This is a genomic window from Candidatus Pelagibacter sp. (assembly GCF_052049775.1).
Lineage (GTDB): Bacteria > Pseudomonadota > Alphaproteobacteria > Pelagibacterales > Pelagibacteraceae > Pelagibacter.
In genome coordinates this window covers 17213-29831 of the sequence record NZ_JBNGZH010000054.1, presented here as the reverse complement: position 1 = coordinate 29831, position 12619 = coordinate 17213, and the positions used below count along the sequence as shown (strand labels likewise).

Sequence of the window (12619 nt, the reverse complement as noted above, 5' to 3'; positions counted from 1 at the left end):
TAAATTTTTTTTAAAAAAAAATTTTATTTTAATTTTATTTTAAAAATTTTCTTTAAAATTTAAGATTTGACATAAGGCACATAAAAAAATAAAAATAGATTAATAGCGAATCAATTGATTCGTTTAACTTAAAAAAGGGAGCTAAAGATGCCTAAGAGAAGAAAAAAAGCAAAGAAGGCTAAGAAAAAAGCTAAGAAAAAAGCTAAAAAAAGAAGAAGAAGATAATTACTTAGTATTCTTTATTAAAAACGCTTCTCATAACGATTTACGTGTGAGAGGCGTTTTTTTTATTCCTCTATATCTTCTTCATTTTCTGAAACAGCCTCTTCTTCAGGTAAATCTGATGAAGCTTGCTTTATTGGTGCTGCCTCTGGTTTAGGTTGAGTATTTAAGTTTCTTTTTAAAGCTTTATCTAATTTTTTTTGAGTATCCTCTAATGACAGATTTAGAATTATTTGAAATTCTGAAAGGATTCTTTCATATGCTTTTTCAAACAATTGTCTTTCACTATAAGATTGGTCAACCATCAAATCATCCCCCTTATTAAGGTCTCTTACTACTTCAGCTAACTCATAAATCTTACCTGATGAAATCTTTGCTTCATATTCCTGTGCTCTCCTACTCCACATAGATCTTTTTATTTTAGGCTTACTTTTTAATATTGAGATGCATTTATTTACCTGATTGATAGTAGCTAATGGTCTTAAGTGTAATTGTTTATTAACAGGCACCATTCCATTTGCTTTATCTTTTTCAAATTTTATAACGTAAGTTTCAACGTCAATTCCTCCAATATTTATTTTTTTGAATTCAGTAATTTGCCCAACACCATGTTTTGGGTATACGACGTAATCTTTGATTTTATATTCTCTTTTTTCTGTTTCTTGTTTTTTTACTTTTTTAATTTCTGGTTTAGCCTCATTATTTTTTGTAATTCTTAAACCATCACTTTTCTGTTCTGTAGTTTTAACTTCAGATTTTATAGATTTTTTTAAAGGTATTTTTTTAGTCTTAATTAATTTTTTTGGTAATTTATTTATCTTCTTTTTTACTTTTTTTAATTTAACAATCTTTTTGGTTTTTGCCTTTTTTTTTGATTTAGTAGCTTTACTTTTTTTAAAGGTTTTCTTTAAAATACTTTTCAAACTTATTTTGCTCATCTTTATATTTTTCGTGATCCGATGGAGGATCTTTCTTAACTGTTATATTTGGCCAGATTTCGGAATATTGTTTATTGATCTCTAGCCATTTTTCAGACCCCGGCTCTGTATCAGCTTTTATTGCATCAACAGGACACTCAGGCTCACAAACGCCACAATCTATACACTCATCAGGTTTAATTACAAGCATATTTTTTCCCTCATAGAAACAATCTACAGGGCAAACTTCAACACAATCCATTAACTTACATTTAATGCATTTGTCATTAACTATATATGTCATTATTGATTTTCTTTTTTAATTTTTTCTTTGATATCTCCCATGATCTTATTGTCAATATACAATAAGCCTGCAAGTCGTCTCATCAAATTAGTTTCAAACATATCTGCTTCTTTATTTGAGTAAATTATTCTCCAAAGGGTTTCTATAATTTCAATTTTTTTTTTATCATCCATATTTTTAACTTCCCTTGTAAAATCCAAAATTTGGTTAGAGTTTTCTTCTATTTCTTTACCTTCTTTTAAAATATTTTCTAAATTATCTTGGTCTGCACCTATTTTCAAAAGTGCCTTACTTATTATAACCTCTTCTTCTTTTGAGAAGTTCTCATCAATTTTTGCAGCATGAATCAATAATGCCGCAACTCTTGCTAAATCACTAGTTTTAGTATCTCCTTTTTTTTCTTTAAAAAACATTACTTACTGGTTTAAATTTAAATTTTTTAACACTTTAAAAGGACTTTCTTTAATGAATTTTTTATTTACTTTTTTTGAGCTTTTTCTTGGATTGTATTTAAAAAATATATCATTATTTTTTTCAAAAACTTTATAACCCATAATTTTTAAAAGCTTTTTAAAGTTGTCCTTATTACATCCAAGTAAATTCAACATTTCAGGAATTAACTTAATTTCATTCTTTTCTGTGTTTGAATTAATAATTTGAACAAATAATCTTTCTAAAATATCAATCCTTACGTAAAAATTGTCAAATTTCTCAAATCCACAAAGTAACATAAAATTTCTGTTTTTAATTTTGTCGTTTTCTAAAAAATTTAAACCAAACACAGGAGGTTTTAAATTAAAATATTTTTGATGATAATTTTTCCAAAGTAAAGTTCTTAAGGACACAGCCTCTGGTTTGATTAATTTGTGTAAAAATACATGATATCTTCCAAACTTTACTCCTTGATCTCTCAAAAATTTTCTCTCATTTTGTCCTAATATTTTTAGATAATCTGTAACTTGATTTCTTTGAAGAACTCCATTGTTCTCATACAATTGATATGCAAGAGCTTTAATTGATGAATTTTTTTCCTTAAGATTTCTCAAATCAATTAAACTGCTTAAAACATTTTGTATTTTATTTTTTAGCCATTTCACCAAATAATTATCTAATTTCTTTAATTGATCTGTTTCCAGAATATCATCAACTATAAGAACAATATTTGGATTTAAATAATCTCTACCTGGTTGCAATTTTGCTATTGGAGACTTTCTCCAATAAATTTTAAAATCCTCGTTTAGTTCTATTAAACCTGTCTCGATTATTGTATCTATTCTTTTTTGAAGTTCTGGACCAACTGTCTGTCTTGCTGCTTTTTTGAGCGATTTGATATCTGTTTCTAAAGCACCCTTTTTTAAATCTAGTTCTAATTTAAGTCCATTTATCTTTCCAATAAATTGATCATCAATCATTACTTCGTTATTTTCTAAAATTTTAGTATCAAATTCCATATCTTGCTTTAAGCCTCTTGCTAGGACACTTGCCCTTTTGTCAATAAAAGTTTTTGTAAGCTCCTCATGTAATCTATCTGATAACTTATCCTCTAAGTGTTTTGTTTTTTCTATCCAATAGTTTTGATTTTCTATCCAATTATTTTTATTTGAAACATATGACCAAGTTCTTACATTTGCAATTCTATTTGATAAAGAATCTACATTTCCATCTAATTTATCAAGTTTGACGAGTTGAAGTCGCATATAATCATCTGTAATTTTACCTTTTTCACTTGTTAAATATTTAAAAACATTTTCAATCACTTCATAGTGATTGCCATAGGTTTTTTTAACAAAATCTGGTATTTGGCAACATTCCCATAAAAGACTTAATTTATCTTTATCAAATTTAATATTTTCTAAATTTTTATCTCTTAAAAAAAATTTTAAGGCTTTTTCATCTTCGCACTCATGTATTTTTCTTAACCATCTTCTATTAGGCTTTTCCTCTAAAGACTTTAATAATTTAAAAGGACTCTCAAAGTTTAAATTTGAATTTCTCCAAAATAAAGATTGGATTTCCTCAAATTTATGATTTTCCAATAAATCTACTTCATCAGCATTTATTTCTTTGCACTCTCCTGTTATACCAAAATTTCCATTGTTCAAATATCTTCCTGCTCTACCAGCTATTTGGCCAATTTCTGCTAAATTTAGCTTTCTTAATTTTTTTCCATCAAATTTTTTTAAATTGGAAAAATAAACGTGATCAAGATCCATATTAATTCCCATACCAATAGCATCAGTTGCTACTAGAAAATCAACATCTCCGGATTGATACAGCTCTACTTGTGCATTCCTTGTCTTTGGGCTTAGAGATCCCATAACAATAGAAGCTCCTCCTTTTTGTCTTCTTATAAGTTCAGCGATGGCGTAAACTTCCTCTGCAGAAAATGCTATAATTGCAGTTTTTCTTTGAATTCTTGAAATTTTTTTATGACCAACATAAGAAAGTTTTGAAAGTCTAGTTCGATTTATAAATTCGATGTCATCATCAAGATTAGAAATAATTGGTCTTATTGTATTTGATCCCATTAACATTGTTAATTTTATTCCTCTTAAGTTCAATAATCTGTCTGTAAAAATATGACCTCGCTCATGGTCTGCGCACATTTGAATTTCATCCACGCCTACAAAATCTAATTCTTTATCAATAGGCATAGATTCAACAGTACACAGATAATACTTTGCATTTGTAGGAATTATTTTTTCTTCACCAGTAATTAATGCAACTTTATCTAAACTTACCTTTTTAATTACCTTGTCGTAAACTTCTCTAGCTAACAATCTCAAAGGGAAACCTATCATTCCAGTGTCAAACGACAGCATAGTCTCAATAGCAAGATGAGTTTTACCTGTATTTGTTGGGCCAAGGACAGCTGTAATTTTATTTTTTGTCATTTCTATCTTTGGTATATCTTAATTTTTATCTACCAGATGTAGTTGTTGTTAAAGAACAAAAATAGACTAAAACATGACCGAATCGATGGATAAAAAGTTCTCATTTTTTTTTAATAATAATTTAACTTAACATAATTAAATTAATTATAAAGATTATGTGCTTAGTGTTTAGTCAGTTGTTTTGATTTTTAAAATTTTCCAAATTCCTGATGCTGACGTAATAATCTTACCATTACAAATTAACTCACAAAATAAAAATACAAGAGTTTTTGTTTTTTTTAATATCTTAACTTTCCCGTAGATTTCATCATTAACTTTTGATGATCCAATAAACTTTATATCTAAAGAAATTGTTACGCAGGGTGCATTATTAGCTGATCGATGTGCTGCTGTGCCGGCACCGGCATCTATCAGTGCAGACAAATAACCTCCATGAGTAATTCCTGCAGCATTTAAATGATTATTATTAATCGTTGATTTAAATTCGTATTCATTTTCAGAGATATTTCTAAATAAAAGGCCTCCATTATGTTTCATAAAACCTGGTTTGAGACTGATTTGTTCAAATTGATTAGACATAATTTTTTATAATACAAAAGTTAAGATTAATATAATTACAAAAATTAAAACAAAAAAATATATTACTGACATTTGAAGAGATATTTTTTCAAACCATTTTAACATAATTTCCCTTTTTTATGGTGCGCCTGCTAGGAGTCGAACCTAGAACCTCCTGGTCCGTAGCCAAGCGCTCTATCCAATTGAGCTACAGGCGCATTTATTAATATATTTGTTTATAGTATATCAATATTTAGTGTATTTTAATGATAAGATAAAATTAAAATTTATGAACAACAAACCTGATGACGTGGTCATTTGTAGTGCAGTTAGGACTCCTATAGGCACTTATAAGGGATCATTAAAAGATTTGAAAGGAGATCAACTTGGTACTATCGTGATAAATGAGGTTTTGAAAAGAAGTAAAATATCTAATAATCAAATTGATGAAGTAATAATGGGCCAGGTTTTGACTGCTGCTGGAGGACAGAACCCTGCGAGACAAGCAGCAGTAAATGCTGGGATCCCTGTATCCAAACCTGCTTATTTAGTAAACCAAGTTTGTGGATCAGGACTAAGGGCCATTATTTCAGGTTATCAACAAATTAAATTAGGAGATGCAAATAATGTAATTTGTGGGGGTCAAGAGAATATGTCGATGACACCTTACTCTTATTTTTATTCAGATAAAAAAGAAATTTCAAAAGATCAATTAATCAATACTATGATTCACGATGGTTTAACTGATGCTTTTAAAAATTACCACATGGGAGTTACAGCTGAAAATGTTGCAAAAAAGTTTAATATTTCTAGAAAACAACAAGATGAATTTGCTCTTCAATCCCAAAAAAAAACAGAAATTGCAATTGAAAATGATAAATTTGATGATGAAATAGTGCAGATAAATTACAAAGGTATTATTTTAAAAAAAGATGAACACCCAAGAAAAGATTTAAAATTATCTGATTTAGAAAAATTAAAAACAGCTTTTAAAGATGGTGGGACTGTGACACCCGGAAACTCATCTGGTATAAATGATGGAGCAGCTGCTTTATTATTAACTACATTTAAGGAAGCTCAACAAAATTCACTTAAACCATTGGCCAAAATTATTTCTTGGGCATCTGTTGGTTTGGAACCGTCTTTAATGGGTCTTGGTCCTATAGAAGCTATCCGCCAAGCATCAAAAAAAGTAAGTTGGAATTTAAATGAAATCGATTTATTTGAAATTAATGAGGCTTTTGCTGCTCAAGCTATAGCAGTTATCAGTGAATTGGGTATTGATGAAAACAAAGTTAATGTAAATGGTGGGGCTATTGCTTTAGGTCACCCAATAGGTGCATCTGGAGCAAGAATACTTGTGACACTTATACATGAAATGAAAAAACAGAATAAAGAAAGAGGTTGTGCCGCACTTTGTATAGGTGGCGGTATGGGAATTGCGCTATGTGTAGAAAAAATTTAGGAATTAATTTTTCCGTATTTTTCCTCTAACAAGATTTTTTGGATCCACACATTAGCATCTTTATATGTGTTGAATTTTGGTTGAATAAATATATTTAATAACCTTTTAATCATTATTTGAGTATTTCAATAAAGAGTGTCAAAAAATTGGATAGAATGTGTTAAAATTAAAGATTAAGTAAATTTTTTTTATGTATAAAACTTTTAAAAATGACTGAAAAATTGTTAGTTCCTGACATAGGTGATTTTGAGAACGTGGAAGTTATAGAACTTTTAGTAAAAGAGGGTCAAGATATTAAAAAAAATGATCCTGTTGTTACTATTGAAAGTGATAAATCGAGTGTTGAAATACCATCAATATTTTCTGGCAAAGTCGAGTCTGTAAATGTTAAAGTTGGAGATAAGGTTTCAAAGGGAGATCTATTAATAAATATTTCTTCAAATCAATCATTATCTCAAAAAGAAAGTGTTCCAAAAGAAACTGAAAATTTAATTCAAGAAGCTGAGAGTACTTTAAGAAAACATCAGGACCAAAATATTCCACAAAAAATAATTGAGACCGAAAAACCAAAAATAATTCAAGTAGTTAAAGAAGGGGATATCGATCCACTAGAAACAAGTGAATGGCTAGAGTCTTTGTCAGCAGTAATAGAAAAAGACGGAAATCATAGGGCACATTATTTAATTAAAGAACTTATTAACAAAGCTTATATGGAGGGTGCCAATATACCCTATACACAAAATACTCCTTATATAAACACTATACCAGTTAACGAGGAAAAAAAATCTAATGGGGATCAAAACATAGAAAGAAGAATTAGATCTTTAATTAGATGGAATGCTGCCGCAATGGTAGTTAGAGCAAATAAAAAATTCCCAGAACTTGGAGGGCATATTGGAACTTTTGCATCTGCTGCAACTCTTTACGATGTTGGTATGAATCATTTTTGGAGAGCTAAAAATAATAAATTTGGTGGAGATTTAATTTATTTTCAAGGTCATAGCGCTCCAGGTATGTACGCTAGAGCTTATCTAGAAGGTAGACTTAACGAAAAACAATTAGATAGTTTTAGACAAGAAGTAAACCCTGGTGGTCTTTCCTCATATCCTCATCCTTGGCTAATGCCGAATTTTTGGCAATTTCCAACAGTGTCCATGGGATTAGGTCCAATGCTTGCAATTTATCAAGCAAGATTCATGAAGTACTTAATCAATAGAGGTCTCATCAAAGATGAAGGTAGAAAAGTTTGGGCATTTTTAGGTGATGGAGAAATGGATGAACCTGAATCTTTAGGCGCGATTGGTTTAGCCGCAAGAGAAAAATTAGATAACTTAATATTTGTTGTAAATTGTAATCTTCAAAGACTAGACGGACCAGTTCGTGGAAACGGAAAAATAATTCAGGAATTAGAGGGAATTTTTAGAGGTGCAGGATGGAATGTTATAAAAGTTATTTGGGGCTCTTATTGGGATCCATTGCTTGCCAATGATAAAACAGGTCATTTAGTTAAAACAATGAATGAGACTGTCGATGGCGAGTATCAAGCAATGAAAGCAAGAGATGGTGCGTATGTGAGAGAAAAATTTTTTGGAAAATATTTAGAGACCAAAGAGCTGGTTTCCAGTCTTTCAGACAAAGATATTTGGCGGTTGAACAGAGGTGGTCATGATCCTCATAAAGTTTTTGCAGCTTATGATAAAGCATCTAAAAATATTGGAAGTCCTACAGTTGTAATTGCAAAAACTATTAAAGGTTATGGAATGGGTAAAAGTGGTGAAAGTGTAAATACAACTCACCAAACTAAGAAGTTAGATATTGACGACTTAATGTATTACAGGGATAGGTTTGACGTTCCATTAACAGATCAACAAGTTAAGAATATTGAATACTACAAGCCAGATCAGAATTCCCCTGAGATTAAATACATAAATGAGAGACGAATTCAATTGGGTGGTTTTATTCCTGAAAGAACTACTTACGCGAAACCTGTTAAAGCACCTCCAAAAGATATTTTCGATAATATGAAAGTTTCTACAGGTGAAAAAGAAATGTCGACTACAATGGCATTGGTCAGAATGTTAACAAACCTTTTGAGAGATAAAAATGTTGCACCAAGACTGGTTCCAATCATACCTGATGAGGCTAGAACATTCGGAATGGAGGGTTTTTTCCAAAAAATAGGAATTTATGCTCATGAAGGTCAAAAATATGAGCCAGAAGACTCTGCTCAATTAAGTTCGTATAAAGAGGAAAAGAGTGGTCAAGTTTTAGAGGAAGGAATTAACGAGGCTGGAGCGATGTCATCTTGGATCGCTGCAGGAACTTCATACACAAACCATGATATAGAAATGATCCCAATTTATCTTTTTTACTCAATGTTTGGCTTTCAGAGAATTGGTGATTTTGCTTGGGCGGGTGCTGATAGCCAGTCCAGAGGGTTTTTGATCGGAGCAACCGCTGGAAGAACAACTCTTGCTGGGGAAGGTTTACAACATCAAGATGGTCATAGTCATTTGATGGCTTCAACTATTCCTAATTGCAGATCATACGATCCAACATTTCATTACGAGCTTGCAGTCATTTTTCGAGAAGGTTTAAGAAGAATGCATGAGAAAAAAGAAAACATTTTCTATTATATTACGACCATGAATGAAAATTATCCTCATCCAGAAATGCCAAAAGATAAATCATGTGAGGATGGTATTTTAAAAGGAATGTATAAAATAAAGGAGTTTAACAAGTATAAAAAAACTAAAATTCAATTTCTTGGATCTGGCACAATCTTAAGAGAAATGATAGCTGGTGCCGAAATATTACAAAATGAGTATCAAATCGATAGTGAGATTTGGAGTGTCACTAGCTTTAATGAATTAAGAAGGGACGGCCTTGAGGTAGAGAGATACAATCTTCTAAATCCTGATAAAGAGCCTAAAAAAAGCTATGTAGAAAAATGTTTGGGTAATACTGAAGGACCAATTTTAGCAGCTTCTGATTATATGAGAATGAATTCTGACCAGATTAGACCATACGTAAATAAAAGTTTTTATTCATTAGGAACAGATGGATTTGGTCGAAGTGATACAAGAAAGAAGTTAAGAAAATTTTTTGAAGTTGATAAGGAACATATCACAACATATGGTTTGAGTATTTTAGCTAAGGAACAGCTTATTGCATCAAAATATGCAAAAGAAGCAATCAAAAAGTATAAGATTGATATTGATAAACCTATGCCAACAAAATTATAGAATGCCCAAAAAAGATATAAAAGTTCCAAATATTGGTGAATTTAAAGATGTAGAGGTTATTGAAATTATAGTCAAAAAGGGTCAAGAGATTAAAAAAAATGATCCTTTAATAACAATTGAAAGTGATAAATCGAGTGTTGAAATACCCTCATTACATAATGGAATAGTTACAGAATTAAATTTAAATGTTGGGGATAAGGTTTCTGAAGGTGATAAAATATTAGAAATTGAATTAAAAGACAATCAAGTAGAAACTCAATTAAAAACTGAAGAAATAAAAACAATTAAAAAAGAAAATACTAAGGAAAAAAAAATAGAAATTAGAAGAGAAGTTGGATCAAAAAATGTTATCGTAAAAGATTTTTCTAAAAAAACTGCAGCCTCACCAAAAGTCAGAAAATTTGCAAGAGAACTTGGTGTTGATATTAGTAAAGTTGAAGGTAGTGAAAGACTAGGAAGAGTAACTGAAAGTGATGTAAAGTCATTTGTCGCAAATAAACCTGAGAGAAATTCTGAAAAAGAATTCAAAAAAGATGAAACGATAGAACTAGAATATCCTCACTCTGAATTTGGAAAGACAGAAATAAAGGATATTCCAAGAGTGAAGAGACTCTCGTCTAAATATCTTATGAATTCTTGGACTAATATTCCCCATGTGACCAATCATGATGAAGCAGATATAACTGAATTAGAGGAGTTTAGAACATCTCTTACAGATATTTACACCGGAGAAAAAAAAAAAATTACTCCTTTAGCTTTTATCGTCAAAGCATTAACTGCATCACTTAAAAAATTTCCAAATTTTAATTCATCTATAGATGAAATTGATAAAGGAAAAATGACCTTAAAAAAGTATTACCATATTGGAATAGCAGTAGATACGAAGCATGGACTTATGGTGCCAAAACTAAGAAATGCTGATAATAAGAATATTTCATTAATTGGCAACGAACTTAAAAAATTGAGTGATCAGTGCAGGAATCTTAAAATTGATAAAAAAGAATTATTTGGTGGTTCCATGACAATAACAAGTCTAGGAGGTATTGGCGGTTCTTTTTTTACACCTATAATTAATTATCCTGAAGTTGCAATTTTGGGAGTTGGCAAATCTCACAAAAAACAAATTTTTATTGATGGAAAATTTATTACACGAACTATGTTACCTTTATCTTTATCATATGATCACAGAATAATTGATGGAGCTGAAGCAGCTCGATTTAACAACGATTTGAAAGACAATCTTGGAAAAAATTTTGCTTACAAATTAGCTGTGTAAAAATATGTCAAAAACTCTCTCATTATTTAGTGCACTATTATGCACTTTCATTTGGGGGACTACATTTATTGCACAAGATACAGGCATGGACGACATCGGTCCATTCACTTTTAATTCAGTAAGATTTTTTGTGGGTTTTTTAGCAATTGTTCCTTTAGCATTAATGTTTGAAGCAAAAAAACTAAAAAAAGAATTTAGGTTTGATACAAAAACATTCGTTATCCTGTCCTTTTTAATCGGACTATCGTTATTTTTGGGCTCAGCATTACAACAGGTTGCGTTGCTTTACACTGATGTAGCAAATGCTGCTTTTTTTACAATTTTTTATGTGCCAATGGTCCCAATAATTATTTTCATCTTTAAAAAAGATTTTTTACACTGGAGTGTATGGCCATCAGTAATTTTATGTTTAATTGGTGGATATTTATTAACAAATTTTCAAGATACAACTGTAAGATTAGGTGATACCCTTGTGGTATTAGGAGCTTTATTTTGGAGTACACATATTATTTTTACTGGTATGATTGTCAAAAAGTACAATCTACCATTGACTATTGGTGCAATTCAAACTCTGCTAGTTGCTCTATTCTCATTTATAATAGGTTTATTTTCTGAAGAATTTGTAATCGCTAATATATTAAATGAAATAGACTCGATTTTATATGCTGGTATTTTATCAGGTGGTTTTGCATTTGTTTTACAAATTTATGCTCAAAGAAATATAACTCCAGCACCAGCTGCAATAATTTTTTCTTTGGAAGGTGTGTTTGCAACAATTGCTGCCTGGTTTCTTTTAAATCAAATATTAGGCATTAATAATTTACTTGGTTGTTTTTTTATATTAAGTGGAGTTTTATTATCTCAATTGGTTCCATTAATAAGGAAACCAAGTTAACTATATATTATATTAAATAAAATTAAACCAAGAATTATCCGATAAATTACAAATACATTAAAAGAAATTTTACTTATAAATTTAAGAAAATATCTAATTGTAAAAAATGAAAACATAAATGATAAAAAAGTAGCAATTAATAATAAATAATTAATTTCTATTGATTGTTCAAAAGCCTCTCTTAAACCTAGGAAGCTTGCTCCTGCTAATGCAGGTATAGATAGTAAAAAAGAAATTTTACTAGCGTCTGTTCTATTGAAATTCAAAAATCTTGCTGCTGTAATTGTTATTCCAGCCCTACTTACCCCTGGTATCAACGCTAATATTTGAAATAAACCAATTAATAAAACTGATTTAATATTTAAATCTGTAGAAATGTTACGATCAATTTTTCTTTGATCAGCAAAGAAAAGTATGAATCCAAAAAATATTGTTGTTGATGCAATTACTTTTGTGTTTCTTAAAAGATGAATAAATTCAGTGGAATACAAAATGTATCCAAAAAATATTAAAGGCAAGGAGCCAATAATTATTAAACTTAATAACCTATTATTATTTCTTAGATCAAATAGCTCTTTTCTAAAATAAAAAATTACTGCAATTAATGAGCCTAAATGTAGACTTATGTCTATTAATAAAGAACTTGTTTCTAAATCATAAAAATTTGATACCAATATTAAATGAGCTGACGAACTTATTGGTAAAAATTCAGAAATTCCTTGAACAGCAGAAAGGATTAAAATTTCTATAAAATCTTGCAACATACATGTGTCGTAGCTTAAAAAATATTCATTTTAAACAATTCGATTTAATCATATTAGGTATGCAAAAATCAGATTAAGT

Annotated in this window: 10 protein-coding genes and 1 tRNA gene; 4 read left to right on the top strand and 7 right to left on the bottom strand. The window is 29.8% G+C overall.

Annotated elements, in window-relative coordinates; all coding sequences use genetic code 11:
- Nucleotides 1-287: 287 nt before the first annotated feature.
- From ACTT83_RS06180 to ACTT83_RS06155, 6 genes are all read right to left on the bottom strand, one after another.
- Nucleotides 288-1160, bottom strand: coding sequence for a CarD family transcriptional regulator (locus ACTT83_RS06180; protein ID WP_440916882.1), 873 nt, complete (start codon nucleotides 1158-1160; stop codon nucleotides 288-290).
- Nucleotides 1117-1443, bottom strand: a complete 327-nt coding sequence (gene fdxA / locus ACTT83_RS06175) for a ferredoxin FdxA (protein WP_440918043.1) — start codon at nucleotides 1441-1443, stop codon at nucleotides 1117-1119. The genes ACTT83_RS06180 and fdxA overlap by 44 nt, the downstream gene beginning before the upstream one ends.
- Nucleotides 1443-1856 (bottom strand): TerB family tellurite resistance protein, encoded by a 414-nt coding sequence (locus tag ACTT83_RS06170; RefSeq protein ID WP_440918042.1) that lies wholly within the window; start codon nucleotides 1854-1856, stop codon nucleotides 1443-1445. The genes fdxA and ACTT83_RS06170 overlap by 1 nt, the downstream gene beginning before the upstream one ends.
- 3 nt (nucleotides 1857-1859) lie before the next feature.
- Complete coding sequence (locus tag ACTT83_RS06165; RefSeq protein WP_440919212.1) at nucleotides 1860-4337, bottom strand: helicase-related protein; 2478 nt, start codon at nucleotides 4335-4337, stop codon at nucleotides 1860-1862.
- Between the two features lie 168 nt (nucleotides 4338-4505).
- Complete coding sequence (locus ACTT83_RS06160) at nucleotides 4506-4916, bottom strand: PaaI family thioesterase (RefSeq protein WP_440919211.1); 411 nt, start codon at nucleotides 4914-4916, stop codon at nucleotides 4506-4508.
- Between the two features lie 120 nt (nucleotides 4917-5036).
- A tRNA-Arg gene (locus tag ACTT83_RS06155) sits at nucleotides 5037-5113 on the bottom strand.
- Nucleotides 5114-5184: 71 nt separating this feature from the next.
- On the opposite strand from ACTT83_RS06155, the gene ACTT83_RS06150 reads away from it, so the two are divergent.
- The 4 genes from ACTT83_RS06150 to ACTT83_RS06135 all read left to right on the top strand — a co-directional run bounded on the left by ACTT83_RS06150 (nucleotide 5185) and on the right by ACTT83_RS06135 (nucleotide 11776).
- Nucleotides 5185-6360 (top strand): acetyl-CoA C-acetyltransferase, encoded by a 1176-nt coding sequence (locus ACTT83_RS06150; RefSeq protein WP_440919210.1) that lies wholly within the window; start codon nucleotides 5185-5187, stop codon nucleotides 6358-6360.
- A 209-nt stretch (nucleotides 6361-6569) separates the two neighbouring features.
- Complete coding sequence (gene aceE, locus ACTT83_RS06145; RefSeq protein WP_440919209.1) at nucleotides 6570-9605, top strand: pyruvate dehydrogenase (acetyl-transferring), homodimeric type; 3036 nt, start codon at nucleotides 6570-6572, stop codon at nucleotides 9603-9605.
- 1 nt (nucleotide 9606) lies between these two features.
- The gene (locus ACTT83_RS06140) at nucleotides 9607-10881 is read left to right on the top strand and encodes a 2-oxo acid dehydrogenase subunit E2 (protein ID WP_440919208.1); all 1275 of its coding nucleotides are present in this window, start codon (nucleotides 9607-9609) and stop codon (nucleotides 10879-10881) included.
- Between the two features lie 4 nt (nucleotides 10882-10885).
- The gene (locus ACTT83_RS06135; protein WP_440919207.1) at nucleotides 10886-11776 is read left to right on the top strand and encodes a DMT family transporter; all 891 of its coding nucleotides are present in this window, start codon (nucleotides 10886-10888) and stop codon (nucleotides 11774-11776) included.
- Here the strand turns inward: ACTT83_RS06135 and ACTT83_RS06130 are convergent.
- On the bottom strand, nucleotides 11773-12540 hold the full coding sequence (locus ACTT83_RS06130) for an undecaprenyl-diphosphate phosphatase (protein ID WP_440919206.1): 768 nt from the start codon (nucleotides 12538-12540) through the stop codon (nucleotides 11773-11775). The genes ACTT83_RS06135 and ACTT83_RS06130 overlap by 4 nt on opposite strands.
- Nucleotides 12541-12619 lie beyond the last annotated feature (79 nt).

Coding starts and splice junctions, on each gene's coding strand:
- ACTT83_RS06170 (WP_440918042.1), bottom strand. CDS start 1,856: ATGTTTTTTAAAGAAAAAAAAGGAGATACTAAAACTAGTGATTTAGCA.
- ACTT83_RS06160 (WP_440919211.1), bottom strand. CDS start 4,916: ATGTCTAATCAATTTGAACAAATCAGTCTCAAACCAGGTTTTATGAAA.
- ACTT83_RS06165 (WP_440919212.1), bottom strand. CDS start 4,337: ATGACAAAAAATAAAATTACAGCTGTCCTTGGCCCAACAAATACAGGT.
- ACTT83_RS06150 (WP_440919210.1), top strand. CDS start 5,185: ATGAACAACAAACCTGATGACGTGGTCATTTGTAGTGCAGTTAGGACT.
- ACTT83_RS06130 (WP_440919206.1), bottom strand. CDS start 12,540: ATGTTGCAAGATTTTATAGAAATTTTAATCCTTTCTGCTGTTCAAGGA.
- ACTT83_RS06140 (WP_440919208.1), top strand. CDS start 9,607: ATGCCCAAAAAAGATATAAAAGTTCCAAATATTGGTGAATTTAAAGAT.
- ACTT83_RS06135 (WP_440919207.1), top strand. CDS start 10,886: ATGTCAAAAACTCTCTCATTATTTAGTGCACTATTATGCACTTTCATT.
- ACTT83_RS06180 (WP_440916882.1), bottom strand. CDS start 1,160: ATGAGCAAAATAAGTTTGAAAAGTATTTTAAAGAAAACCTTTAAAAAA.
- fdxA (WP_440918043.1), bottom strand. CDS start 1,443: ATGACATATATAGTTAATGACAAATGCATTAAATGTAAGTTAATGGAT.
- aceE (WP_440919209.1), top strand. CDS start 6,570: ATGACTGAAAAATTGTTAGTTCCTGACATAGGTGATTTTGAGAACGTG.